Source organism: Microcoleus sp. CAWBG58 (assembly GCF_020883045.1).
Taxonomy (GTDB): domain Bacteria; phylum Cyanobacteriota; class Cyanobacteriia; order Cyanobacteriales; family Microcoleaceae; genus Microcoleus.
The window spans coordinates 63,813-89,820 of record NZ_JAHRFA010000011.1; the positions used below are offsets into that span (position 1 = coordinate 63,813).

General features: G+C 45.1%; 26 protein-coding genes. 11 read left to right on the forward strand and 15 right to left on the reverse strand.

Annotated elements, in window-relative coordinates; genetic code table 11:
* Positions 1-111 precede the first annotated feature (111 nt).
* Together QZ918_RS07010 and patX are read left to right on the forward strand one after the other, a co-directional pair.
* Positions 112-2,001, forward strand: a complete 1,890-nt coding sequence (locus QZ918_RS07010; RefSeq protein ID WP_293332781.1) for an FAD-dependent oxidoreductase — start codon at positions 112-114, stop codon at positions 1,999-2,001.
* A 95-nt stretch (positions 2,002-2,096) separates the two neighbouring features.
* On the forward strand, positions 2,097-2,324 hold the full coding sequence (patX, locus tag QZ918_RS07015; protein WP_293147771.1) for a heterocyst-inhibiting protein PatX: 228 nt from the start codon (positions 2,097-2,099) through the stop codon (positions 2,322-2,324).
* Here patX and QZ918_RS07020 read toward each other — a convergent pair.
* Entirely contained in the window at positions 2,321-2,581 is a 261-nt protein-coding gene (locus tag QZ918_RS07020) for a hypothetical protein (RefSeq protein WP_293332783.1), read from the reverse strand. The two genes, patX and QZ918_RS07020, sit on opposite strands and share 4 nt — an antisense overlap.
* An 859-nt stretch (positions 2,582-3,440) precedes the next feature.
* Between QZ918_RS07020 and QZ918_RS07025 the strand changes: the two genes are divergently transcribed.
* Both QZ918_RS07025 and hetR read left to right on the forward strand, forming a co-directional pair.
* Positions 3,441-3,659: a hypothetical protein gene (locus QZ918_RS07025; protein WP_293153814.1), complete on the forward strand. Its 219-nt coding sequence runs from the start codon at positions 3,441-3,443 to the stop codon at positions 3,657-3,659.
* Between the two features lie 1,055 nt (positions 3,660-4,714).
* Entirely contained in the window at positions 4,715-5,620 is a 906-nt protein-coding gene (hetR, locus tag QZ918_RS07030; protein WP_293153995.1) for a heterocyst differentiation master regulator HetR, read from the forward strand.
* Positions 5,621-5,925: 305 nt separating this feature from the next.
* Here hetR and QZ918_RS07035 read toward each other — a convergent pair whose 3' ends face one another.
* Positions 5,926-6,798, reverse strand: coding sequence for a DUF92 domain-containing protein (locus QZ918_RS07035; RefSeq protein WP_293332785.1), 873 nt, complete (start codon positions 6,796-6,798; stop codon positions 5,926-5,928).
* Positions 6,799-6,809: 11 nt separating this feature from the next.
* On the opposite strand from QZ918_RS07035, the gene QZ918_RS07040 reads away from it, so the two are divergent.
* Positions 6,810-7,241: a VOC family protein gene (locus tag QZ918_RS07040; RefSeq protein ID WP_293332787.1), complete on the forward strand. Its 432-nt coding sequence runs from the start codon at positions 6,810-6,812 to the stop codon at positions 7,239-7,241.
* Positions 7,242-7,484: 243 nt separating this feature from the next.
* Here QZ918_RS07040 and QZ918_RS07045 read toward each other — a convergent pair whose 3' ends face one another.
* A complete protein-coding gene (locus tag QZ918_RS07045; RefSeq protein WP_293332789.1) occupies positions 7,485-8,102 on the reverse strand; it encodes an esterase/lipase family protein in 618 nt (205 codons plus the stop codon).
* A 315-nt stretch (positions 8,103-8,417) separates the two neighbouring features.
* Between QZ918_RS07045 and QZ918_RS07050 the strand changes: the two genes are divergently transcribed.
* Positions 8,418-8,867, forward strand: coding sequence for a flagellar biosynthesis protein FlhF (locus tag QZ918_RS07050; RefSeq protein WP_293332791.1), 450 nt, complete (start codon positions 8,418-8,420; stop codon positions 8,865-8,867).
* A 101-nt stretch (positions 8,868-8,968) separates the two neighbouring features.
* On the opposite strand, the gene QZ918_RS07055 is transcribed toward QZ918_RS07050, so the two are convergent.
* Positions 8,969-10,126: a tetratricopeptide repeat protein gene (locus tag QZ918_RS07055; protein WP_293332793.1), complete on the reverse strand. Its 1,158-nt coding sequence runs from the start codon at positions 10,124-10,126 to the stop codon at positions 8,969-8,971.
* A gap of 141 nt (positions 10,127-10,267) precedes the next feature.
* Between QZ918_RS07055 and QZ918_RS07060 the strand changes: the two genes are divergently transcribed.
* The gene (locus QZ918_RS07060; RefSeq protein ID WP_293332795.1) at positions 10,268-10,885 is read left to right on the forward strand and encodes a Uma2 family endonuclease; all 618 of its coding nucleotides are present in this window, start codon (positions 10,268-10,270) and stop codon (positions 10,883-10,885) included.
* 187 nt (positions 10,886-11,072) lie between these two features.
* Here QZ918_RS07060 and QZ918_RS07065 read toward each other — a convergent pair whose 3' ends face one another.
* The 8 genes from QZ918_RS07065 to sir form a co-directional block, all read right to left on the reverse strand.
* Positions 11,073-11,837 (reverse strand): PPC domain-containing protein, encoded by a 765-nt coding sequence (locus QZ918_RS07065; RefSeq protein WP_293332797.1) that lies wholly within the window; start codon positions 11,835-11,837, stop codon positions 11,073-11,075.
* A 90-nt stretch (positions 11,838-11,927) separates the two neighbouring features.
* Positions 11,928-12,392, reverse strand: a complete 465-nt coding sequence (locus QZ918_RS07070; RefSeq protein ID WP_293332799.1) for a hypothetical protein — start codon at positions 12,390-12,392, stop codon at positions 11,928-11,930.
* 3 nt (positions 12,393-12,395) lie between these two features.
* A complete protein-coding gene (locus tag QZ918_RS07075; RefSeq protein ID WP_293332801.1) occupies positions 12,396-12,866 on the reverse strand; it encodes a lysozyme inhibitor LprI family protein in 471 nt (156 codons plus the stop codon).
* Positions 12,867-12,869: 3 nt separating this feature from the next.
* On the reverse strand, positions 12,870-13,226 hold the full coding sequence (locus QZ918_RS07080) for a lysozyme inhibitor LprI family protein (RefSeq protein WP_293332803.1): 357 nt from the start codon (positions 13,224-13,226) through the stop codon (positions 12,870-12,872).
* A gap of 117 nt (positions 13,227-13,343) precedes the next feature.
* Positions 13,344-13,730, reverse strand: coding sequence for a type II toxin-antitoxin system PemK/MazF family toxin (locus QZ918_RS07085; RefSeq protein ID WP_293332805.1), 387 nt, complete (start codon positions 13,728-13,730; stop codon positions 13,344-13,346).
* Positions 13,720-13,950, reverse strand: a complete 231-nt coding sequence (locus QZ918_RS07090) for a hypothetical protein (protein ID WP_293153847.1) — start codon at positions 13,948-13,950, stop codon at positions 13,720-13,722. The genes QZ918_RS07085 and QZ918_RS07090 overlap by 11 nt, the downstream gene beginning before the upstream one ends.
* Positions 13,951-14,009: 59 nt before the next feature.
* The gene (locus QZ918_RS07095; protein WP_293332807.1) at positions 14,010-14,849 is read right to left on the reverse strand and encodes an RsmE family RNA methyltransferase; all 840 of its coding nucleotides are present in this window, start codon (positions 14,847-14,849) and stop codon (positions 14,010-14,012) included.
* A 407-nt stretch (positions 14,850-15,256) separates the two neighbouring features.
* The gene (sir, locus tag QZ918_RS07100) at positions 15,257-17,248 is read right to left on the reverse strand and encodes a sulfite reductase, ferredoxin dependent (RefSeq protein ID WP_293332809.1); all 1,992 of its coding nucleotides are present in this window, start codon (positions 17,246-17,248) and stop codon (positions 15,257-15,259) included.
* Between the two features lie 288 nt (positions 17,249-17,536).
* Here sir and QZ918_RS07105 point away from each other — a divergent pair, with 288 nt between their 5' ends.
* Positions 17,537-17,785: a CRR7 family NDH-1 assembly protein gene (locus QZ918_RS07105; RefSeq protein WP_293332811.1), complete on the forward strand. Its 249-nt coding sequence runs from the start codon at positions 17,537-17,539 to the stop codon at positions 17,783-17,785.
* 236 nt (positions 17,786-18,021) lie between these two features.
* On the opposite strand, the gene QZ918_RS07110 is transcribed toward QZ918_RS07105, so the two are convergent.
* Positions 18,022-18,402 carry a hypothetical protein gene (locus QZ918_RS07110; protein ID WP_293153860.1) on the reverse strand — a complete coding sequence of 127 codons (381 nt, stop codon included), beginning with the start codon at positions 18,400-18,402 and terminating at the stop codon, positions 18,022-18,024.
* Between the two features lie 128 nt (positions 18,403-18,530).
* Positions 18,531-19,757 (reverse strand): glycosyltransferase family 4 protein, encoded by a 1,227-nt coding sequence (locus QZ918_RS07115; RefSeq protein WP_293332813.1) that lies wholly within the window; start codon positions 19,755-19,757, stop codon positions 18,531-18,533.
* 547 nt (positions 19,758-20,304) lie between these two features.
* Here QZ918_RS07115 and serS point away from each other — a divergent pair.
* Positions 20,305-21,585, forward strand: coding sequence for a serine--tRNA ligase (serS, locus tag QZ918_RS07120; protein ID WP_293332815.1), 1,281 nt, complete (start codon positions 20,305-20,307; stop codon positions 21,583-21,585).
* Positions 21,586-21,858: 273 nt separating this feature from the next.
* Here serS and QZ918_RS07125 read toward each other — a convergent pair whose 3' ends face one another.
* A complete protein-coding gene (locus tag QZ918_RS07125) occupies positions 21,859-22,875 on the reverse strand; it encodes a hypothetical protein (RefSeq protein ID WP_293332818.1) in 1,017 nt (338 codons plus the stop codon).
* A 247-nt stretch (positions 22,876-23,122) separates the two neighbouring features.
* Here QZ918_RS07125 and QZ918_RS07130 point away from each other — a divergent pair, with 247 nt between their 5' ends.
* Both QZ918_RS07130 and QZ918_RS07135 read left to right on the forward strand, forming a co-directional pair.
* Positions 23,123-24,991 (forward strand): 3-oxoacyl-[acyl-carrier-protein] synthase III C-terminal domain-containing protein, encoded by a 1,869-nt coding sequence (locus tag QZ918_RS07130; protein WP_293332821.1) that lies wholly within the window; start codon positions 23,123-23,125, stop codon positions 24,989-24,991.
* Positions 24,991-25,917, forward strand: a complete 927-nt coding sequence (locus tag QZ918_RS07135) for a DUF6999 family protein (RefSeq protein WP_293332824.1) — start codon at positions 24,991-24,993, stop codon at positions 25,915-25,917. Before QZ918_RS07130 ends, QZ918_RS07135 begins: the two co-directional genes overlap by 1 nt.
* Positions 25,918-26,008: the final 91 nt, after the last annotated feature.

A 26,008-nucleotide genomic window follows, 5' to 3' on the forward strand; every position in this document is an offset into this window, starting at 1 on the left:
ATTGCTGGTAATTATCACAAGTGTTGAAAATATATCCGTATATTCACGGCACGGCTCGCCTGCATAAGGCCTTGAACAATCCCAAATCTCCAATCTCCAATCCTATTGCCTATGTTTCCCGTCTTAAAAGCAGATGTTTTAGTAGTTGGTGGCGGCACCGGCGGCACTTCAGCAGCAGTCCAAGCAGCCCGCCGAGGTGCCAAAACTATTTTAGTGAGCGAATTCCCCTGGCTGGGAGGAATGCTGACTTCGGCCGGCGTTTGTGCCCCCGACGGCAACGAATTAGCAGCATTTCAAACTGGTTTGTGGGGTGCGTTTCTCCAGGAACTCCAGCAGCGACAGCCGGGAGGTTTGGATTGGGGCTGGGTCAGTTTTTTTACCTACGATCCCCGCATCGGTGCTGAAATTTTTGCTGATTGGGTTAAGTGTTTGCCGAACTTGCAGTGGATTTCTGGACAAACAGCTCAAGATGCGATCGTTGAAGACAACAGAATTTCTGGGGTGAGATTTGCCGATTTTACGGTTTGGGCCAAAATCACTTTGGATGCAACGGAATTGGGAGATTTGCTGGCTTTAGCTGATGTTGGACATCGCTGGGGTTGGGAATTCCAAGCAGAGTGGGGAGAACCTAGCGCGCCGATCGCCTCTAACGATCTCACACAAAGGTATTCGGTGCAAGCTCCAACTTGGGTGACAATTATGCAGGATTTTGGCCAGGGCGCCACCGCGCCAGAAATTCCTGCGCCGCCTGTTGACAATCCCGATCGATTTTTCGATGCTTGGAAAGATTACACTCCCGAACAATTTCTCAATTACGGCCGACTTCCTGGGGGATTGTTGATGATTAATTGGCCGATTTGTGGTAATGATTATGGTGAAAAGGTCGATCGACTAATTGAATCCCAAACATCCCGAGAAGAGTTCCTGCAAGAAAGTCTCTGGCACAGCCAAAGTTTCGCCCGCTTCATTCAAACCCAACTCGGCCCCCGCTACGGTTTAGCACCAAATATTTTCCCCGTTTCCCATATCGAAAATCAATCAAATTCTTCCCTACTTTCTGCCTTCGCCTTGCACCCCTACTACCGAGAAAGCCGTCGTTTGCGAGGGATAAGTACAGTCAAAGAACAAGATATTTTGCCGGTTGTCGGGGGTAGAGTCGCGAAATTGCCGATCGATTCTCAGGGAATTTGCGAGACAATTGCGATCGGCAACTATGCAAATGACCATCATTACACCAGCGGCGACATTCCCTTGCAGCCCAAATCCATCCGCTGGGGCGGGCGGTGGACTGGCACTCCCTTCACAATTCCCTACAGTGCGCTAATTCCTGCGACTACAGACGGATTGCTAGTCTGCGAAAAAAATATTTCCGTCTCTCACATCGCCAACGGTGCAACTCGCTTGCAGCCTTTGGTGATGAATATCGGACAGGCGGCGGGGATGGCGGCGGCTTTGTGTGCGGAAGTTGGATGTGCACCGCGCGATTTGCCTGTCAGAGTTTTGCAGGAAGCTTTGCTGCAAGATTCCGAGGCGAGGGCCGCAGTTGTTCCTTTATTTAATTTGACACCGGATCGATCGGACTGGCTACATTGGCAACGCTATTATCTCGATCGACCTCAAGCATATCCCGCCAGCGGCGAATGTCCTGTGTTCGTCAAAAACGATCGAGAAACCCGGTTTCTCAACGAAAGTTCTGTATCTGTGTTTGAACCGAGAACCTTGACATTTGAACCCAGTGTCTGTGCAACTCCCAGCAGTACAACAGCAAATACCGAGAGTGAATTTTCGGGCATTTTCCGCCGTCTGGGCCCACAAGACTGGACACTGACGCTAACAAGTCCCCCATCCTTAGCCGATCGAACTTGGCAACTCGTGACTTTGGACTGGGAAACCGACAGATTGTTAGAAAGTTGCGAAACCGAAAAGCCTCTGACGGTATGGGGCAGGCTGAATTTTGCTGGTGCTTGGCTGCGGTTGGGTGCAGTAACATGGAAGGGGTGAGGTTTTTTGCAAAGTTCCGAAAATTGTCAGAAATTTATCCTGATGGATGGGGGGAAGTCTGTATCAGGTTATAGACACTGACACGGAAACTACCCATGCACACCTACACTGCAATTGCTTTACTGAGCCTGTTGGGCATTACCTTGAGTGCCAGCGCCGATCGATATTTTGAACGCCTAGTGGAACTGCTCGTAATTGCCACTGCTGATTATATGTTCTTGGCGTCCACTCAATCACAAAAAGGCGATCGTTCTCCAGAAAGAGGCAGCGGACGCAGAGAGTTTGCTCAGCACGATCTTTACACACATTACATACCAGCTTAATGGCATAGGACGAAAGAAAGTTCTGCAAATGAGTGGGTTTCGGCCGCCCGTGTCGATCTGATTTTCTGGGATTCTAGTTGGTCACGTTCGTCTGGCAACTGCACTTCTTGTTGACAGTCATTAGGATATTTTTTGCGTGTTAAAACTAATAGCAGATCGATCTGCAACCGCCATTTCTCTAGGGATTTATTCTTGCGATATTTGGCGGTTTTGTCTGTTTTAGGCTGGAGATAGATTCTACCTATCAATCTAGGCAACTAAAATTTATTTTTGGTGACACAATTCTCAAAATAGAGGACTTACGTATTAAGTTATTGTGCATTTAAACTGAATGTCACAAAACAATTCCCCCAATGAGTCTACGGTGTACACACAAGTCGAGTTGGAAATCAATTGACCCAAAAAAAACGGAAATTTATTTTTTTAATCCTTGATTTCCCGTCACCCATTATCAATAATTTAAAACTATTGATAACGATCTCGATTGTCTAAAAACCTTGCCGACTAAGGGTTGTGTCAGACACAGCCAGGTTTTGGCAAGTTGTGTGTACACGGTAGCCCAATGAGTGGGGTGGGCGGGACGCCCGCCCAAAAAATTCAATTTATATCGTGTCCGGTCGATTGACCGTCATAAGTAAGTAGGTAGGCACAATCAAACCAAACTACGTAAACTTATGTAAAGCAGCAGCAGAAACGCTTTAAATATAAGCCTTTGAGCGATTTACATTTCTTAATCTAGTTGTGTTTTTTAGCGCTCACCTACTTAAGGTTCGTAGTGTGGACTTTAGTCCGCAACATATCTGCGGACTAAAGTCCACACTACGAACGGTTTTTGTTATGGTAATGAACGGGACGTGAGATTAAATGCGGGACAGCTTAAGACCAAATAAACCAGTTTTTTACCTTATCTTTGGACTAAAACGCAAGACTTTCGTAAAACACTGCTGGTTAAGCGGAGTCGAAACCCAGTTTCTGCTCGCCCGTGGATCTAGCACTAAAATCAAATAATTCTCCCATCATGTTTTTTTGGGTAGTCTGGCAAATTCAAGGAAATCAATCCTGATGAGCAAGGGAAAAGTCCGTATCTGTAAATAGACACTGATACAGATACTACCCATGAAAAACTACCCTGCAATTGCTTTGCTCAGCCTGTTGGGCCTTAGCTTGAGTGCTACCGCCGGTCTATCCATAGAATCCCCAGCCGCACAGCTAGAAACTTCTACAGCTCAATATATGTTATCAGCGCAAACTCAACAAAGAGGAGATCGCGCTCCCCGCAGAGGCACCGGACGGTATGATTTGATGCAGGTCAACACTGACACTCAGGCACTATAATAATTTCGATCGCATTGCCAGAAAGCTAGTTCCGCAACTGACTTGTTTCTAGTTTCGAGGCTGGTTTCGAGGTCGCCCGTGTCGATCGATCTGATTTTCTGGGATTTATAGTTTGTCAGGTTCGTCAGGCCACTGCACTTTTTATTGATACTCCCTAGAAGATTTTTTTTGTAACAAATGTCACAATATAAACTGGAGCTGCCATCTACGTAGAGATATATTCTCGTAGGTGGCGGTTTTGTATTGAAAATGCTCCCCCTCTCTAAGTCGCCTCAAATTCTGACTATCGCAATAGTTCTTTACGTTTTCCCCCCACAGGTGGGGTTTAATTTTTAATCGCTGCACTATAATTAACGTGCGATAACTAAACTTATATATAGACACCCTAAGTGCAGAGGGTGCCGCTCTCGACTTAAATTCGCCAATAAGAACCACTTATTCGGTGTCGATCGCCTTTAAGCTAAGGCCCGAGTGACCTCAGGAAAATTAATCTGCCTGAATCTTAGGGTAGCTGCCAAGCTTTCCGGCGACTGTCGGCTATGCTTGATTCGGCGGTCTCGCAATATTTTTTTATGGAGGATGAAAAGATGCCTCCAAGTTTTACTATTTCGGAGATTGTCAGTAACTCAGGGAATCAACGCCACTGAGCTTGTAAGAGTAATCGAGCAAGCTGTACTGACGGGCCTCAGACTTTCGAGGTCTACGTTATTTGAGTCAGGACACTCCTTGAATGCGACGCTAGTTTTCCGCTCTGTCGCTTGTAGTTAAACAGTCTTAAAGTCACTGAGACAGTGCTGCAAGCCTCACAAGCTCTTATAACATTGGCGAAGCGAACATTACCCCGCTTTCTTAGGCTCCATCAGGAGCAAACATTATGCGATCGCCGGTTGTAAGGTTTGAGGTGGTAATTGTCCCATCGAAAGTACATTACAAAAGTACACCGGACCCTTACAACCCCAAGGCGGTAATGGAAAGATTCAAGGCGATTGAAATCGCCAGGTCGTTTTCCTCTCAGCTCTAAAGACTCGCTCGTTTCCCACTTACCTAGTGTTTTTATGAAAAATGACTCTTTAGATCTGGTCAAAAGCCTGAGCCCCAGTGCAATGGATCAGATCATGCTATATCTGGCGTTTAGCGCCATGAGAACCAGCGGACACAGGCACGGAGCGTTTCTAGACGCGGCTGCAACGGCAGCTAAGTGTGCCATTTATATGACCTATATGGAGCAGGAAAACAACCTGCGGATGACCGGACACTTGCATCACATTGAGCCTAAACGGGTGAAAGTGATCGTCGAGGAAGTCCGGGAAGCTCTGACCAAGGGAAAATTGCTGAAAATGCTGGGTTCCCAAGAACCTAGATATTTGATTCAGTTTCCTTATGTCTGGCTGGAACAGTATCCTTGGGTTCCGGGACGCCCTCGGATTCCGGGAAACAGCTTGACGGCGGATGAGAAAAAATATCTCGAAGGCAAGATTCCTCCCAATCCACCTGATGCTCAATTGATCAATTCTTTTCAGTTTATGGAATTGATCGAGTTTCTGCATAGACGATCGCAAGAAGAAATGTCAGCAGAAAGGCGAATGCCTTTAAGCGAAGCTCTAGCAGAACACATCAAGCGCCGCTTGATCTATTCCGGAACCGTGACTCGCATTGACTCTCCTTGGGGAATGCCTTTTTATGCCCTCACCCGCGCTACTTACTCTCCCGCAGAACAGGAAGAGCGCACTTTTACGATGGTGGAGGATACGGCTAGATATTTCCGACTGATGAAGGATTGGGCGGAAAAACAACCGAAGGTGATGCGAGTTATGGAGACTTTGGATGTTCCAGCGGAACGGCTAGAACAGGCTGTTGAGGAATTAGATGAAATTATTCGTAATTGGGCCGATCGCTATCACAAGCGGGGCGAACCAACGATGATTGTACAAATGGTTTTTGGGCCAAAAGACGACGATTAGTCAGTTGACAGTTGACAGTTGACAGTTGACAGTTGACAGTTGACAGTTGACAGTAGTCAGTAGTCAGTAGTCAGTAGTCAGTAGTTATTGGTCAGTAGTTATTGGTCAGTAGTTATTGGTCATTGGTCATTGGTCAGTAGTTATTGGTCATTGGTCATTGGTCGATCGCTTGAAACTAATGACTAAGGATTAATAACTAATGTTTTTGGGCGCAGAAACCGGGTTTTTTACGACAATAATGCGTTAATGCCTGGAATTTTTGTCAAAAACCCGGTTTCTTGGGTCGCGATCGCCTCCAGGATTGACTAAGCGAAAAAAGTTCTCCAAGCGGAGGCTAGGACGATCGCTGCGATCGCTCCGATGAGTGTATTGAAAAAATTCACTACCTCGTTCGTTAGCCACTCAAACTTTGATTGCACCGTCGCACCAATCACGCTCTCGATGTTCGTAGCAACAAAAGCTGCAACAACACAAAAAACAATTCCTGTCAAGTCAATTACACCCACAGCCCAACTCACAAGAGCAATCAGGATCGATCCGACAATACCTGCGATCGTTCCTTCCAAACTTACTGCCCCTTCCGTACCCCTAGGTACAGGCTGCAAGGTAGTAATCAAAAACGTATGCTTCCCGTAAGCTTTGCCGATTTCGCTAGCACAGGTATCGGAAAGTTTGGTGGCCAAACTCGCCGCATAGCCCAGCAACAACAAGGAAATCACATCTTGTGACACAGGCAAAATAGCATCTTGTGGCACAGGCAAGATGCCTGTGTCTCCTAAAATACCGCCTGTGTCTCCTAAACCTGTGTCTCGGAAAATACATAATGCCAAAACTGCCACAGCACAAAGAGTAGCCGTTAAAGCCGAACCCCAGACATTTTCCGGGCCTCGGGCTCCGGAACGCTTTTCGGCAATACCTTCAGCTTCTTTTTGGGCTTTGCCGATGCGGGTAACTCCAGATCCGACCAGAAAGTAGAACATGACCACAGCATAGCCTTGCCATCCCAAACTGCCCCAGATGATGACACCCAGCAGCCAACCGTGGAGTTGTCCAGCCGGAGTAAGCAATTTTTTGGGAGCAAGGGTGGCGATCGCGAGTAAAAATGTATTCAGGGCGATCGCCACCAGCCAAGGATTAGACCAAGATAAATAATTAAAGAACAATTCTGAATTCTGCATTTAGTACCTCCATGAGCCAAGTCATATTTCATGTTGCCTTCCCCGTGACAGATATCGATCGAACCAAAGCCTTCTACGTAGACGGGCTCGGCTGCGAATTAGGTCGCGAATCACCGAATTCGGCGATTATGGGTATGTGCGGCCATCAAATAGTCGCCCACGTCAGCCGCGAACCTTTGACACCTCAGCGAGGTATCTATCCCCGGCATTTTGGGTTAATTTTTACCAACGAAGCTGACTGGGAAGGGTTGTTAGAAAAAGCCCAGCAAAACAACTTGAATTTCTATCAAGAACCGAGACGGCGATTTGTCGGTTTGCCCACAGAACACCGCACTTTCTTCTTAGAAGACCCTTTCCACAATATACTGGAGTTCAAGTATTACTGCGAAGCTGAAGCAATTTTTGGCCGCAGCGAATACGCTGAAGTCGGCGATGCAGTTTAGTAAGGTACGTTGTTGCGCTTGGGCGCTCTTATATTATATGGAGCGCCCAAGCGCAACAACTTACCTAAGACTTAATCCCGATCTTTGGTCAGTAACGCAAGTGCTATGTAACTGAGAATCTCTATTCTGGCGCACCCTACTACTAAATTTCTTAGGTAGGCAGACATTTTGTAAAAAAAAATGATTTCCTGAAAATTTCGTGAACTAGCAAGACTCGATTGCTGCTGAAATTGCTATTCATTTTTAAGTGGGAACTTTATTTTTAATCGGTGCTTTTAGTTCTTCTACTAATGCGTTAATACTTTGGGATTCTGTCACCATTTGGCGGTGCAGCATTACGTTGATTTTAACTTCTTTCCCTACTGGCATTTGGGAGCTGTGCGACGGTAAAATCATGATGTCAAAGGGCGTCCACATAGATGTAAAATTTATGCGTTTGAGTACGGTTACATCTTGGTTCAAATCGCGCAACAAGCCACTATCGGGGCGCATATCCAGGTATCCTGGTAGGGGCAGGGAATAGGCGGTGAGGGTTCCTTTGTGGGGGGAAGATATGGTGATGAAACGCTGGACTCGGTTAATGCCTCCGAGTCGCTGGACGTAGTAGCGGCTGACGATGCCTCCCATGCTGTAGCCTACTATGTCGATCGCCTGTTCTGGATCGAACGTCTCAGAAATGTAGTCTGCCAGTTGCTTGGCTAGGGAGTCGAGGCCGAGGCTGCCGTCGTTGGGGGTGAGGTTGAGGCTGTGGACACACCATCCAAGTTGAGTGAGGTGGGCGGACATTTTGTTAAAAATAGTCTTGGTGTCCCAGATGCCGTGGATGAGGATGACGGGATTGCGATCGAGCGAACTGTTCATTTGAAAAGAAAATTGCTTGCCGATTACAGCATAAATTACTCCCCTAGGGTGTTTGACCCCTACTAGGACAGCTAGCGAATCGGATCTAGGTATCGCGAGCCAATAGCAAATCAGTCATAAATTCTGAGATAATCGTAAATAAGTGCAAAGTTAAAACTGGCATTACTGAGTAAAAATTACTAGAAGCTCTGCATTTTTAATCAAAAAATGTAAATTTTGATTAAGAAATGTAGACAAAAGTTGCCTTAGCTCGTAATCTAACTTTGTTGACAAACTGGTACATATTTCTCTAAAAAAACAAAAGGAGTAAGTCTAATGTTTGGTTTTATCAAAAATTTCTTCGGTGGTATTTTTGGCTTTTTCGCGGGACTGTTGGGCTTGAAAAAGTCTGAATATTTCCTAGATTTGGGCGAATCTTCGGATAAAGCACCTGCGAAGGTTGCACCAGCAAAAGTTGAGGCTGCTGTAGCACCAGCAAAAGTTGAGGCTGAGGCTGTCAAGTCCGAGAAGTCTGAACCAGCGAAGAAAGCTAAAACAGAGAAAAAATCCAAGACAGAAAAAGAACCAGTCGCTAGTGCTGCTAAGACTTCGGAACCTGCAAAAGTACCTGCTGCTGCAACTAACGGCAAAGTGCCGAGTCAAGCTCAACCTGTTCTGACTTTTGCTCCTAACAATTTAATGCCGACACCAACTGCAAATCGTCGCACCCCAGGCCCAAGCATGAACAATTTCCGGGAAATGGCTCGTCAGGTGAAAACCAAGTAGGAAATTCGGTGCAATCAGGAATTGGGAATTGGATAATTCCAAATGCTGGAGTTAAAAATTTTAAGATGGGATTCCTCATTTTTAATTTTTAACTCTTTTTTTTATTCTCTATTTCCTGGGTGTCTGAGAAAGGCTAACCCGCTGTATAGCTGGAAAGCCGAGTCCCAAGGAGTTTCGGATTTGCGCTCTACATCTACATGAGATTCGATTTTGCTTAACATATGCGTGTAATCGAGAACTGTCTCCGCAAAGGGAGTAAATTCCGACCAAACTGTAACGTCAAGCTGTTGGTCAAATATTTCTAGCAAATGATTCCAGTTAATTCTGGTGGTACTTTGAGGCATTTGTGGGGATTTTTTGACTCTGGATGTTTTGTTGTTTGACTGCGGTGAAGCTACGCTAGTTGCTGAACTTTGAGTGAAGTCAACGCCTTGTTTAAATTCGTAACTTTGGTCGCAAATTCGCAGAATGGAGTTGCGGCTGGGAATGTGCAAGTCGCAGATTTGAGCGTAATCTTGGGTGATTTCTTTGTGACGAAATTGCTCGTTTCTGCGGTTGGGAGAGTAGTCCATGATTTCCATAAACATTGGCAACAATCCTTCTACTCTCTGGCTGACTTCTGACCAATTAAATTCAATAGAACCGAGTCTATCTAGGTTATCTTTACAAACAACCGCTGGAGAAGAGAGAGACTGGAAGTGTTGCACTCGGAAAATTTGGATGTTTTTAATGTCGGCTAGGGTTGCCCAAAATACCGGAATTCCGGCGTTGAGAAGTTCTTGGCCATAAATTCGGAGTTCGGCGATAGGGCCGGTTTTGTAGAGTCTCCAGCCGCGGCTTTGGATTTGCATCCGGGTTGTGTAGGCGTCGATTTTGAAAATTCTGCTGATATTTTGTACGGCTGCGGGTTTGTCTTCGGGACTCACTGGTTCGAGGATGAGGAGTCCGGGTTCTAGGCTGCTGGGGTCGTTTTTGGCAGTTTCGATGGCTTGTTGGCGGAGGTTTTGTTGTGCGGTTTCAATGCGTTGAATGCCTTGGCGGGCCTGGGAAACAATTTTGGGGTTGGTGATGTCGCGGAGTATTTGTTTGTAAGTGGTTTGGGCTTTGTCGGGGTTGTTGGTGAGTTCGTAGTAACGACCAATGTAGTATTGTACCCAGGGATTTTCGGGGGATTCTTTTTGCAGTTGTTTGATGAGTTGGGCGGCTTGTTTGTAGTCTTGGCTTTCGAGGGCGGTGGCTATTTGGTGGATGTCTGTCATGGCGGTTGGGGGAATGGGTGTGTTTCTATCTTGGCTGATGTTCGATCGGTTTTGCCACTGTTTTTGATTTTGCTTAACGGTTCGTTGAAATTCACTTAAAAATGATTAGAATGAAAGCACAAGTATCAAAAAGTTTGAGTTATGGTGCTAACAGCAGTTAAACTTACTTTTGAGGATTTCCTCGAACAGTACCCCGATGGTTATGGCATCTACGAACTTGTAAACGGAGAAATCGTCGAGGTGGACGCAACAAGAGCTCATAAAAATGTGGCGCGCTATCTGGTCAAGTGTTTTGATGGAGAAAACGAACGTTTAGGACTTGATTACATCGTTGATAAGGACATCCGAATTAGAACTGTGACGGCTGGGGGACAAGAACAAGGTAGGAATCCTGATGTTGGGGTGGTAAGCGGCTGTTTGTGGAATAGCAATGTATTAGCTTATGGTGCTTTAAGGGAACCGATTCAGTTAGCGGTTGAGGTGGTGTCAACAAATTGGGAAGATGATTATGTTGATAAGTTAGATGAATATCAACGGTTGGGTATTTTTGAGTATTGGATTGTGGATTTTTTGGCGATCGCATCTAGATATTATCTGGGTAATCCAAAAGTTGCTAGCATTTTTGTTTACCGTCTAGTAGATGGGGCTTACCAGGTTGAGAGGTTTACAGGCTGCGATCGCATTATTTCTCCAGCTTTTCCTGAATTAGACGTGACTGTCGATCGCGTTTTCAAAAGCAGTCAAATTCAAAAACTGTAATATTTGTGCTGGTGTTTGTTACAATGGGTGCATCTGTATTTTGCTTTTAATACCCTGCGAGTAGATATTGTAGGGTGCGTCAGCGAGGAGCCTAATTTTCAGGTGGGTAGCCAAAAGTGTCTGACGCACCCTACTACAAATGAGACTGTCAAAAGAAATATTTTTTGCATTCATTGAGATGCTCCCCTTACAATTGATTGGAATTAATGCTTAAGGTATATGAACCTTTGCTGGTGCGATCGAGTCCTTGAACAACTATTTTGTAAGTACCGCTACTGGGTAACTTGGCGGTTATTTGGGTTTCTCGGTTGTTGACGCGAACGGCTTTGATATCTGCAATTTTGTTGCCGCTGGGTGCGATGAGTGTGATGAAGTGCTCGAAGGATCTGCTTTTGAGGTCGATGGTGATGGATTGATTGGCACTTCCTTGGAAGCTGTGTTCGCGGTAGAAGCTGCCGTTGGGAAGGCTGGGGTCGCCGTCTTTGAGGGTTCCGCGTTGCTGTAGGAGGGAAAGGGAGGTGAGTTTTGGTCGATCGACATTTTTGAAATCTAAGCCATAATTGGTCATGGGTGTATCAAGACCGTTTCCTTCTCTGACTGTGATGATAAAAGCCGTTTGGTTTTTGGGATCTCGGACTATTTTATCAATAAAATTTGCTTGTATTTTGGGTTGATTTAAAGCTTTTGGTTGGTCAAAATTTGGTTTTGACATACATAGAACAACCCCTCCATCCTGATAGCGGGCGCTGTAAAACCAATATTTTTGACCGTTAGTTGTGAATTCGTTTCTGGAGAAGATAGTGTATCTTTCAAGTTTTGGTAGTTGTTGGTTGCGGCGACAATTTTTGTCGGTGTAGATTTCGGCGGCTGGCTGGGCTTGGGCTAAAACCGCTGGGATGCTGGCGGTTGCGAAGACTGCTGAGATAATGGCGGTGATTGTGGGCGATCGCATTTTCAAGAATTATCCTCCGGTTTTTAGATTATTATTATAATCACAGATGCGCGCAGATTAACGCGGATGTCGGAAAATTAATCTTTGTTACTATTGAGGTTTAGTTGGATTTTGCAGTTTATTCTTTTCCTCGAATAACTCGATACATTGTGTCAGCCGTTGTCTGCCATTCACCTGAGTATCTGAACCGTTAAGTCTCTGAAAACTACTTAAATCCAGAGATGCAAATTGAGAAAATTTAGGCTCTTCGTGTTCGCCTTCTTCAAATGAAATGTATGTGCCATTGGTAATAGTGTTTGATTGAACTGTACCTCTAAAACAAGATCTATTTCCAGTATTTCTCGTGTAAGCAAATGCTGTAACGGTGTTACTGGCTTTGCGTAGGAATATGTACTCTGTACCAATCTTATTTGCTTCGCCTGCTTGTCCGTAAAAATAGTCGCCGTTGGGGAGGCTTTGAATTGTGGGTATGGATTGGGCTAAGAGTGGGAGAGAAGCTACACTAAAAATTAGTAAGTTGATTGTGAAGCTTAAGTGCGATCGCCTTTTCATCATTGTTTATCTCTGTAAATATTTCTCTAATTCGGCTGTACGCTGTTTGGTAGCTCGCTCCAAACACTCATTCAGAAAGCCTTGAAACCCGCTACCACCGCGATTTCTATATACTTCAACCTCGCAAGTATTATCTCGTTGTTTAATCCACCCTAATTGTGATTGTGAGAGCAGGGTTCTCTCTTCCTTGCTCAATTTAGCAGCCAGTTGTTTATAAACATCATTGAGTCTCTTGTCTGCGGCTTCATACCTCAACCCAATACAGGCTTTCGATTCTACCTCGGTTTGAGGTCGATCGCAATTTAGTTGTTGAGCTATGACAGAATGTCCAGATTGTGCCAAAATTGATGTTGTACCGATTATTGCTAAAAGTGCGATGGATACGGAATTATTTAACCACAGAGGACGCAGAGAATGCACAGAGAGAGGAGAGAGAAATGAATGATTCCGAAAGAGTAGCGATCGCCTTTTCATCATTGTTTATCTCTGTAAATATTTCTCTAATTCGGCTGTACGCTGTTTGGTAGCTCGCTCCAAGCACTCATTCAAAAAACCTGAAAAGTGACTACCACCGCGATTTCTATACACTTGAAACTCGCAGGTATTATCTCGCTGTTTAATCCATCCTAATTGTGCTTCCGCAAGTAGGGCTTTCTCTTCCTTGCTCAACTTAGCAATCAGTTGTTTGTAAACTTCATTCAGTCGCTTGTCTTCGGCTTCGTACCTCAACCGAATACAGGTTCTGGCTTCTACGTCTCCTTGGGGCCGATCGCAATTAATCTGTTGAGCGATCGCAGAGTGCTCAGATTGTGCGAAAACTGATGTTGTAGCTAACATTGTCAAAAGCGCGATTGACCAAAAGTGCGATCGGCTTTTCCTTAATTTTCTTTTCATTGCCCTTAAACACCTATTTTACGAATTCTCTTAACACAAGACAGATTTGATATAATAAATTTAAAACTTTTTTTTATATTTGGCTGTTCGCCCTGTCGATGGGATTGCCAAAGTATATTTGATAGCTGCATCTACTCTCGCCATATTTGACCAAGTACCAATTTTGCGATCGATTTCAACTTCTAGAAGCGTCACCAGATTGTCTGTCATGATTACGGAATCAGCTAACAATCGTGTTTGCTGGCCTTCCGGTGTAGCTAGGGAAACAAAAACCCGGCTTGGGTGTCCTGCACGAGCTAAATTGCTAGTAATCATCGCCGTAATAGTTTGTTTTAAACCAGTCCCTAGATTGTCAGCTTGAACTATCAAAACTGGACGGCGTTTCGCAGTCCGCAAATCAGCATTGGGAAATAGAGCCAGCACTACATCACCTCGCCTATAAAGCATCGTAAGCATCCATTTCAGGTCGTTCCCAATCCTCTGCAAACCTGCTCAACCTTACCCGTAAATCTCCTGCTTGTTGCCGATCGATACCGCGAGATTGCAGCTCTACTAATCCTGATTCTGCCAGAAAAGTAACGATAACTTTCCCTTCAGTTAAGTCGCCCGGAGTTTCCAATAACACAACTTTGCCGTCTCGATATATACCCTTTACTGATTTTAACATTTTAGTTTTATGCCTAATGAGTCATTGACATTTTAGCTTCGTTTATCATATCTAGCACTTCAGGGAAATATTTTTTGGGATGGGTACTTTTCAAAAGCGGCTCCTACCAAGGATAAAGCCACCATTGGTGCTGTTACCGCTCTCAATATTCTCCTACCCAAAGAAACAGGTTCAAAACCAAACTCGATCGCCCTTTCCACTTCTCCATCAGTCCAGCCACCCTCCGGGCCAATAGCTATGACGATCGATAATTCTCCCCGATAATCTTGCTCGCCCCTTATTAAGGGGGGCTGGGGGGGTTTTTCCCCATCTTGCTCCCCCCTTAGCAAGGGGGGCTGGGGGGGTTCTAAATTACCAATCAAACAATCCCACAAATGGCGATTGTCCCCGCGAGCAACACAAATAAATCGATGTTTTTGACAGCAATCGCTGACAGCCAAATCAAAGGGAATAGGTTCTAAAACCGTCGGCACAATTTGACGTTCCGACTGTTCGGCGGCCTCCGCAGCAATTCTTCTCCAACGATCGACTTTTTGAGGACTCGGTTTGAGCAAAGTGCGATCGCTCGTCACGGGTACAATATTTGTCACTCCCAACTCCACCGCTTGTCTCACAACCTCGTCAAACCCGTTTCCCTTGGGCAATGCAGCAATCAAAGTTACTGTGGCTGGGAGCTCCCTGTTAACAGCTATTTCCTCTGTTATTGACGCAATTAACCCTGTTTCCTGAGCTTCTAGGACTGCTGACCACCAATGTCCTCGGCCGTCCATTGCTATAAATCGATCGCCCTGGTTTAATCGCAACACTCGATGTAGATAATGCTGTTGTTCGACGGTTAGGTTGATGGTGCGATCGCACATTTGAGCGGGATTTATTGCTAATCTTTGTAATTGAGACATTGAATTTTAGATTGCTCGTTTTCTATTAGATTTATTTCTTTTAACCGCAGAGAACGCAGAGAACGCAGAGGAAGAAACGAGACTTTAGGTTTGTAGTGAGGACTTCAGTCCTTTCTCTTGCGTTTGTAGTAAGGACTTCAGTCCTTTCTCTTGCGTTTGTAGTGAGGACTTCAGTCCTTTCTCTTGCGTTTGTAGTGAGGACTTCAACCCTGGGTGTGACTTTTAGTCAATTAGGACTAAAGTCCTTACTACGAACCAAGAAAGCTGTTCAGAAATCATAAAGGCAAAGCATTTACAACCGGAATTATTTGACAAATCCAAGCTTTTGTCTGCAAATGCTTTGCCCTTATATTAATTTTGTGTGAGGTTTATCTGATGCGATCGAAAATTGACAATCGAAAATCCGCTTATCCTTCCTCCTTAATCTTCTTCAAATAAGTGGAAATTGCCTCTGTAGCTAGCTGGGTGATTGGCTTGCCCTGACGGGCTGCTTCTTCCTTTAGCTGGTTGTAGATTTCATCGCGGACGCTGATTCGACGGCGGACTTTGCCACCGCCAGCAGTGGCAGTCTCGTTTTCATCGCCGTTACTAGACGTAACATCTAAATCATTAATCTCAGTTGTCATCGAGTCAGCAGATTGGTGATTGGTTACAAATTGACGGATAGATTCTAACCCAACGCGATCGCAAAAATCGCCAAAACTCTCGCTTTGTTGCCGTTTTTGCTTGAAATAAACAAAAATTGGCTCCAGAAAAGCTTCAAAATCATTGACGTGCAGCTTTTCCTCAATTGGTTTTGCCAGCCGCGTCTGTGAGGGAGAACCGCCCAGCCAAATCTGGTAGGATTCCGGGGAACTCCCGACAAAACCCAATTCTGCCATATAAGGACGAGCGCATCCATTGGGGCAACCCGTCATCCGCACTACAAAATGCTCGTCTGGTAAGCCAACTTTGGTCAAACTCGCCCGAATCCGCTCTAAAATGCTGGGAATCACGCGCTCGGATTCGGTAATTGCCAGCCCGCACGTCGGCATGGCCGGACACGCCATCGCATAGCGTACCAAAGGATCGATCGCAGTTTCTGCTTTAATGCCGCTGCGATCGAGTATTCCCTGAATTTCTGATTTGATATCTGGGGAAATATCGTAAATCGTGACGTTTTGGTGCGGTGTCACCAGCAGGGGCACATTGTACTTCTGCACGATTTCCCGCAAAGCCGTTTTTAGCTTAAACGAGCCTTCATCCTTAATCCGGCCGTTTTCTACGGAAATGCCGACAAACAGCTTGCCGTCGCCTTGTTCGTGCCAGCCCAAGAAATCAAAATACTTCCACTCAGGCAGCGGTTTAAATGCTTCTAGGGGTTTGCCAAAATATTCGGCTACTTTTTCTTGGAACCATTTGACGCCTTTGTCGTTAATCAGGTACTTGAGTCGGGCGTGGCGTCTGTCTGTGCGATCGCCAAAATCTCTTTGTGTTGCTACAATTGCCTTGACCAAATTGTAAACATCATCCTTGGCAACATAGCAAATCTCGTCCGCAACCCGAGCAAAAGTTTCTTCTTTATTGTGAGTGCGGCCCAAACCGCCACCGGCAAACACGTCAAAACCTTGCAACTCGCCAGCTTCATTGGTAATTACCACCAAGCTCAAATCCTGAGAGTACAAGTCAATTGAATTATCTCCCGGTACAGTAACCGAACACTTGAACTTGCGAGGCATATAATGCTCGCCGTAAATCGGCTCTTCCTTGTCCTCACCAAAGATTGTGCCGTTCGCGTTTTGCTGTCTGGCGGCCTTAACTGCGGGATCTTCCTCAGCCGAAATAGCCTTTTCGCCATCAAGCCAAATTTCGTAATAAGCACCGGTTTGCGGTGTCAGCAAATCGGCGACATTGTTGGCGTATTGCAAAGCATACTGGTATTCTGGGCGATTTTTGTAAGGTGCTGGCGGTGCCATGACGTTGCGGTTCAAGTCGCCGCAAGCTCCCAAGGTTGACCCCATATTTTTAATAATTGAGGAAAACACTGCTTTAAGATTTTTTTTCAGCACGCCGTGAATTTGGAAACCTTGGCGGGTTGTGACGCGCAGCGTGTGGTTGCCGTATTCTTCTGATAGCTTGTCTAGCGCCAAAAATAGCTGGGGAGGAACTAACCCGCCGGGATTGCGGGTGCGGAGCATGAACTGATAGTCTTTTTCTTGTCCTTTAACTCGATTGTCTCGATTGTCTTGCTGGTACGAGCCGTGAAATTTGAGAATCTGAATCCCGTCTTCGGTGAAGTGGGTTGTTTCTTGTAACAGTTCAGTCGCAACGGGTTCTCGTAAATAGTTGCTGCGTTCTTTGAGACCTTCTGATTTCGAGGGCTTGCGCGCCGCAGGGGTTGAAGTGGTAGATGTGATCATGGGAATGTATAGTGCCAGTTATAATTAGATAAAGGTCGATCGAATATTTCTTGACTATTGGACAGTTGACAAATTTGCACTTGACAAATTTCCTCAGAAATGCTGTGGCGGATCTGTTGACAACCCGGTTAACAACTAAGTTAATAACGGTAATCCGGTAGGAATTCTGATGTTGTTCTATTTTAACACGTTCGAGCCCGGGCCCAAAAAATTGTAATTAAGAGTTTATACTTTGACTAGCTTAACTGCCGGAAACTTTAGAAATAATTAACCTCAACCTTTAAAACTATGTCACTGTATGACGAAGACAACTTTGTGGTATTAGAAACAAACCAGCCGGAGCAGTTTTTGACGGCGGTGGAATTATTAGAAAAGCTGAAAGCGGTCTTATCCCGAGAACACGAAGATTTGCCGCAGGATGTACTCAAATTCTCTTCGGTGGAAGAACAAGCTAAATATTTAATTGATACTTATTGTGAATTAGATGTCGGGCCGGGAAAATTTTTGCAGTGGTACGCAGTGCGTTTGGAAAAATAATATTATCTTAAATCGCCTCAATCACATTCGTTCGTAGTGAGGACTTTAGTCCTTCTTATTTGATGCGGACTGAAGTCCTCACTACTAACCTCGTTCGTAGTGAGGACTTTAGTCCTTCTTATTTGATGCGGACTGAAGTCCTCACTACTAACCTCGTTCGTAGTGAGGACTTTAGTCCTCTCTTGTTTGATGCGGACTGAAGTCCTCACTACTAACCTCTAACTAATGACTAATAACTAATCTTCTAACTGTTGGACTGATGACACTTCAACTGCGGTAACATCGATCGTACCGGGCGGCGTCAAACGGCTAAAATGACCTTCCTCTATTTTCAAAGGTTCGCCACAATTAGCACACTGAAACTGAGTTTGATTTAAAGCTGTGAATTCGTACTGACAAACAGGACACTTGTCTTCAATTAAATTGCGTTTCAGCCACCACTGAAGCGCGAAAAATCCTACCACAGGAGTCAGCAGCAACAAACCTACTACAATCAAAAATGATTTAACTACCCAACCCAAACCAATTGACACCAACACGCAGGCGATGCCCAGCAATATCAGCCAATTGCTAATACGGGGTAGGTTTAAAGAGATTTTGGGGGTGCCTTGGTTCACGGTGGTCTCCTTTGATGTCTTTTCAGGTAGGCGTAACTACATCCTACTTAGAAATTCAGGCGGTCGATCGAGTTAATCTTTCTATTGTACACGCAGAAACCGCTCTCTACGTTACAAGTTAATCAGAGTCAGAAGGTTGAAAAATCCTTTGTTAAGGATTCACACAGCGATTCAAAACTAAATCTTGCTAGGGTTTGTTCCCTCAACCAAGGTCGATCGCACCTTCGATCCTTTCCTTGAAGCATTTCCACACAAGCAACCGCTACTGCTGCCGGATCTCGGCGAGGAACTCGCCATCCCAGTTTACCATCTTGCAGCGGATCTGCCGAGCCGTCCGCGTCCCCGGCGAGGACTGGTATTCCGCAAGCTAGAGCTTCCAAATACACTATACCGAAGCCTTCCTGGGAGGGCATTACATAGGCATCGGCTAACTGATAATGTGCTGCTAAGTCTTCTGTCGGTACAAAACCCGCAAATATAACTCTTTCGGCAACTCCCAAACTGAAGGCGAGTTTTGCTAATCTAGGGCGATCGTCCCCGCGTCCAATTACTAAGTATTTCACATTGGGAAAACTTTTGGCAATTTCTGGCAAAGCTTGAATTGTGACATCGACGCCTTTGTAACTATCAGTCGATCGCAATCTAGCTACAGTCATCAATATTTTAGCGCCAACCAGATCGTATTTTTCTAATAAATGCAGCGGTTTGGGGCCGATAGTAAATATTTTTTCATCTACAGTACAAGGTACTATTTGGAATTTGTCGGGATTTAAGTTGTTGAGTTCGCAAGTGCGTGAAGCGAAGCTATCCCGTAGGGAATCGCGCGTGTACCGGCTAATCGTCCAAATACTGTCAGCCTGTCTCATTGCTATTTGATATTTTAGCGGAAGTGTTTCCCAAACTTCCTTGCCGTAAGTTAAAATCGTATAGGGAATTCCCAACGGCTGGCATAATGTTTTAATGAGCGGTGCAAGTTTGATGTGACCGCAGAAAACCCGTTGAGGTCGTTTTTGCACCAAGCAAGTTAGCAATTTGGCGGCAAACTTAAAACGGCCAAGCCAAGCAGGATGAGTTTTTAAGTAAGAAAATTTGAGATTTTTGGACTCGAAGGGATTGTGACAATCTGGAGAATCTCGCAACAACAAAATTTCTGCTTGTGGCGGAAAGTTTTTGGCTGCGCTTAGTGACAGGTAAGCTTTCAGGATGTCTTGAATGTAGGATTGAATCCCGCCTTCGCTGGAAAATATTTCTAGGAAACACCACAAGTAAGAAGACTCGGCAGTTGAAACCGCGTCTGTACAAACAAAACCCGCATCGGCTGGTTGAATGCCAGAAGTCGTAGGGTGTGGATCCATGAAAAATCGCTAATTAAATACCGACAATCTTACTGGTACGTTGTTGCGCTTGGGCGCTATTTAAATATATAAGAAAGCGGGCTTTGCTCGATCGGGGTATAAAGTTGTTGCGCTTGGGCGCTCTTTATATATGACGAAGCGCTTAAGCGCAACAACGTACCTTTGACGGGTGCCACCTCCGCACAGCAAACCCCCGTCTCGGCTTTCATGTCGCCCAAAAAACAAAAAGCCCCTAAACATCGCTGGTTAGGGGAGAAAATTATCAGGGTGCATCTACTAATGTGGTTAGTATAGCATCCTTTTGTGGGGTGTCACCCATCATGGGTGACACCAACGCAGTTTTTTCGATGAGAATAAATTATATTTGAGGTGCTAAATGATTGCCAAAGCTTGTATGTCCGATCGCATTGTCGCTGTTAACCTAAGATAGGACAGACGCAAAAATCCTCAGAAAGCCTGTAGATTGGTAGATTTATGCTCGCGAAAGCCGATATTTTTCCAGAAATCGGGTTGGCGATCGGCAAGTCCTATTATTTAAAATAAATCCGTGCTAGACCTCAAATTAATCCGAGAAAATCCGCAAGCCGTACAAGAGTGCCTCAACACTCGCGGAGGCAACTACGAAATCGAGCCAATTCTGCAACTAGACAAACAGCAGCGGGAGCTCGAAGGTAAGCGATCGCAACTGCAAGCCCGCAGCAACGAAATAGCCAAACTCATCGGGCAAAAAAGAAAATCGGGTTTACCCCTCGAATCTCCCGAAATTCAAACTTTGCAAGCAGAAGGTAACGAAGTCGGCACGCAGTCGAACGAATTGCAAGCACAGGAAAAAGACTTAAAAGCTCAGATAGAAGCTCTATTGTTGCCACTGCCGAACTTGCCCGGTAAGTCAACTCCGATCGGCAAAAATGAAGATGAAAACGTCGAAATCCGGCGCTGGGGAGACGAATACATTCCCCAAAATCCCGATATTTTGCCCCACTGGGAAATCGGCGAAAAATTAGGAATTCTCAACTTTGAACGGGCAGTAAAAATCGCGAGTCCCCGCTTTGTAACCTTAGTTGGAGCCGGTGCAGCCCTGGAAAGAGCGATTATTCAATTCATGCTAGATAGGCATACAAAAGCTGGTTATGTAGAAGTAATTCCCCCACTTTTAGTTAACACCGAATCTCTGACAGCATCTGGTCAATTACCTAAATTTGCCGAGGAAAGTTTTAAATGTGGCCAGGATGATTTGTGGCTAATTCCTACTTCCGAAGTTCCGGTTGTCAATCTTTATCGAGATGAAATCTTGACAGCAGAACAGTTGCCAGTTTATCACTGTTCTTTCACTCCTTGTTTTCGCCGGGAAGCCGGAAGTTACGGCAAGGATACGCGGGGATTAATTCGACTGCACCAATTTAATAAGGTGGAATTGGTGAAACTGGTGCATCCGAGTACCTCTGAGGCTGAGCACGAAAAGCTCGTGCAGGATGCCGAGGGTATTTTGCAGGCGCTGAAATTGCCTTATCGGGCGATCGAGCTTTGTACCGGCGACTTAGGTTTTGCGGCGGCAAAAACCTACGATTTAGAGGTGTGGCTGCCTTCTGCGGGCAAATACCGCGAGATTTCGAGTTGCTCCAATGTGGCAGATTTCCAAGCGCGGCGGGCAAATATTCGCTTTAAAGAAGCGGGGAAAAAAGGTACTCAATTCGTACACGCGCTCAACGGTTCCGGTTTGGCTGTGGGGCGGACAATGGCGGCTATTTTGGAGAATTACCAGCAGCCGGATGGGACGGTAAAAGTGCCGGAAGTTCTTCAATCTTATCTCGGTCGCGAGATTTTGTAAATCAGGTATGTAGTTGCGCTTTAGCGCTCTTTTCCATAGATTAGCAAGAGCGCTGAAGCGCAACTACGTACCAGGTATGTTGTTGCGCTTCAGCGCTCTTTTATATAGATAAGCAAGAGCGCTGAAGCGCAACTACGTACCTCAGAGTTTTGTTTTGATTTGGGCGCTTTTTTTCAGAGATTAGCAAGAGCGCTGAAGCGCAACTACGTACCTCAGAGTTTTCTGGGAATTGCGCGCTTTTCTATATAAATGCGAACCCGGATTTAATATTAATTACAAAATTTTTAGCGCTTCCTTGATATCCAGCGCCAAAAATCTATCCAATGCTAAATACATCCAATAAAGAGATAACTGAGCGTCACTGTTAGTCTTTTGAAACCCCAAAGCATAGGACATTTTTTCATAACTGGGGTGAATAATTAACGTGTACAAGTCGCAAAGATTGGGAAAATCTGTTTGGATTTCTACTAAAATTTTTTGTACATCCTCAATCAAAGTAATCCGGTATTCTTCTAAATATTTCGGATCGATTACCCAACAGCGGACAAACACTGACTGGCAATTCCGATCTCCTGGTAGCGCCATCTTGAAAGGATCGATATCAGAAACAGAACTTAAATGCAGGCTTTTGCTGGGAGCGCTAAAAAAATTAACATCCGATTCGCTAGCGGTGGGATAAAGTAAGTAAAATCCGACTGGATTGAGATTGTCGCAGCGACGCAAAACTCGCATTCCTTTTGAATATTGAGCAGCCGAAAGCCGAATAACTTTAGCAATCTTTTGGGGAACTGCGTTCGTGCTGCGGTTCATCCAGTTATAATAGCTTGCTAGTAAATTAGCGACGGGGATGGCATCGCACCGAGGGTTAAAATCATCTAATTTCAGTTTGACTGAGTTTTCGGGCTTCGGGGGATCTAAAATTTCTGGGATGGGTTGAATTTGAATTGCTGTAGCGTTTCCGTCAAAGTGTTTTTCGATCAATCCGAGTGCTTCTAGTTTATCTAACATCATTCCGGCGGCGCGATCGCTCCCGCGATCGGAATCCGAGTAAAATAGTTCTGCTGCTTCCCGGTGAGTGCACTGCACTTCTGTTGCTGGTAATTCCAGTTTCGCCAGCGGCGGTTTGACGCGGGGCTGGCTTTCCTGAAGCTGTTTCACTGATAAGTAAATCCAAAGCCTGACAAAGCATTCAGCCCTAGTGCGAGTGACGCCTACTCGTTTCATCAACAGCGAAACAGCGGCGCGGCGTTGAGATTGAGAATACCAAGCATCTAGTTTTGCAATATCCATTTCAGTTGGGAAGCAGGGAAGGAACTCTAGTTATATTTTGGCTTAATTTTCCCAAAAACTTCACCCTGCTTCAGGTTACTTGTTGCCGCTGTTGCTGAACTTGTCTGATTTCCCCTGACTCTACAATACAACTGGTTGCTCCTTGCAGGTTCAGTGCTTCACAAAGCACAATCAATCTTAGATATTTTCAGGCTTGATTTAACAAACAACGAACTCGACTAAATTAGCATTTTGAGAGGTTTAGGGTATGCACAGCGCTTATATCAATCGGATTGGGAAATTTTTGCCGGGGGAACCGATTAATAATGATGAGATGGAGGAGTATCTGGGCAAAATTGCCTCGCGCCCTTCGAGAGTCAGACAGCGCATTCTCAACAGCAACGGGATTAAACAGCGCTATTACGCGATCGACAAACAGCAGCAGACACTCTATTCTAACAGCCAAATGGCAGCGTTTGCTGTCCGGGATGCGATCGCCCAGGCAAATCTGGAACCAAGTGCGATCGACTTATTGGCCTGCGCTACCACTTTACCAGATTTATTAGTACCAGGATTTGCCAGCACGGTACATGGGGAACTTTCCGAATTATCTCCCCTAGAAATAGTTTCAACTCAAGGAGTTTGCTGCGCGGGAGTTACCGCCTTAAATTACGCCACATCTCAACTCGAACTCGGCAAAAAACAAACAGCAATCGCCGTAGCCTCCGAATTTCCCTCGCGCCTGTTCAAAAGCACCAAATTTGAAACAGAAACATCAGTCCAAGCTGGAAAAACCCTACCTTTCGATACAGAATTTCTGCGTTGGATGCTTTCCGACGGCGCCGGAGCATTTTTGCTGCAAAACCATCCAAACTCGACGGGAATTAGTTTAAAAATAGAATGGATTGAACTCGTTTCTCACGCCAACGCCTATCCAGTTTGTATGTATTCAGGATTGGCAAGCGAAACATCAACCAAAAGCTGGTTAGATTATTCATCCTACCTCGATGCAGCCACAGCCGGAGCCTTTGACTTGCGGCAAAATATTCGCTTGCTAGACAATGTAATGAAATTAGGCGTTGAAGGTTGGCTGAACTTGATTAAAAATGGGAGAGTTTGTCCGCAGGAAATTGACTGGCTGCTGTGCCACTATTCGTCTCACTTTTTCCGGGGACAAATTGTCGAACTTCTGGAACAAGCAGGCTGCATGATTCCCGAAGAAAAATGGTTTACCAACTTGTACTCGCGGGGAAATACAGGCTGCGCTTCGATTTATTTAATGTTAGAGGAATTGTTCAATTCTGGCAAGTTGCAGCCAGGACAAAAAATCTTTTGTTTTGTTCCGGAAAGCGGTCGCTTTACAACGGCTTACATCATGTTAACTGTTGTGGAAAGCACTAATAAATTTATGACTTCTCAAAGTTTGAAATCCATTGATCTTCCCGAAGCTTCGCCTCTCGAAAGTGTGAAATCGGAAATATTTTACTCTCCGCAAGCTTATTTGTTGCGGGAGTTAGCCTGGATTTGGCTGAGATTCGATCGCGAAATTCGTTCTGTTCCCATTGTCCGCAAATTGTACCGGGGAGAGTTTACAATAGAAGACTATCAAGCTTTGCTGTGCAATCTCCGCCCGCAAGTTGTCGAGGGAGCGCGCTGGATTGCTCGGGCTGCATCTAACATGACTGACTTCCGTTTGCGATCGACTTTTATCGGCCACGCCCAAGACGAACACCGCGACTATCAAATGCTGGAACGGAATTATGTTTCTGTCGGAGGCGAGTTGTCAAAAATTGTCGAATATGATAAGAATATTGGCAGCGAAGCACTGTCAGCTTTTATCTTCCACCAAGCATCGCGGGAAAATCCGGTTGATTTAATTGGCAGTATGTTTATCATCGAAGGATTGGGCAATCGGTTGGCGGGAAAGTGGGCAAAAGAAATCAAAGAAACTCTCGGTTTGCAAGACGAACAAGTATCGTTTTTAGCTTATCACGGAGCGAATGACGAGTCGCATTTAGCCAAATTAGAAAATTTGATTAATGCAGAGTGGATGACAGAGGACATCGCCCGTCGCATTGTCAAAACTGCCCGCGTCACTGCTCGTTTATATCTATTGCAATTGGAGGAAATCCGCTAATGCAAAAGCTGCAAAAACAAGATATCACAACTCTTCCCGACGAGCAGAAAGTCCCTTACGCTACCAAACCCTACAACCGCCGAGATCCGAATGTTTGGGATGTCCTGTTTTGCGATCGGTCAATTCCCGTCGATTTAGTGGCAAAAGCATACATGACGAGGGATTTGCAAAACTGGACTCGCAATTATTTGCTCGTACCGATCAAAATAATTGCTAACTTGTTGCTGGCGGTAATTATGACAGCAAAGCGTTTGTTGCCGTTTCAATTTCGCGCTTACACTTTAATGCACAAATCGGCTGCATTTTTCCTAAATAACTTTGTCTCGCCAGAAGCTTGTTATTTAATTGTGCGGCACATCAGCATCGGCTCCAACATTATCAACTTCTTAATTGATAACGGCCCGGATACCCAGATTGAAAAGTCAAAACTTTATCCGCGCACAGTTAGCGATTTAGCTGACAATGCCTTTCTCGAACACGACTTAATTTTGTATAACTTTGTCTGGGACTACAACCAGGCAATACTTACAAATCCCAACTGGTTGCAGCTTGTCAAAAAACGCGCAATTAATTATGATAGCATTCAACCTGTAGAAGTTGAAATAGATTTTGACAAGCGCAGGTGGCTGAGGATTTTGGATCTGGAATCTGCGATCGAATTGTTTAAAGTATTTTATTCTTTCTGTTTGACTAGCGACGAATTTGCGCGAGCAGTGATGTCGCTTCAGTTAGATGAAAACTTCGGAGTGTACGTCAGCGAGATTACCGGAAATCACGACTGGAATCATGTAATTGTCAACCGCCACCCGCTAGCACCAAACAGTCCGTTTAATGCGGCACGCGACTTGTTTTTGCACGGGATAATTTCGGAATATCTCTATCGGTATTTAGAACTGCGAAAAGAGATGAACAATGCTGAAAATTAGAGTGCGTCAACTCTAGAATAAAAACAATCAAATACGTTCGTAGTGAGGACTTCAGTCCGCATAAATTCAACCAAACTAAATTTCTCGCTAC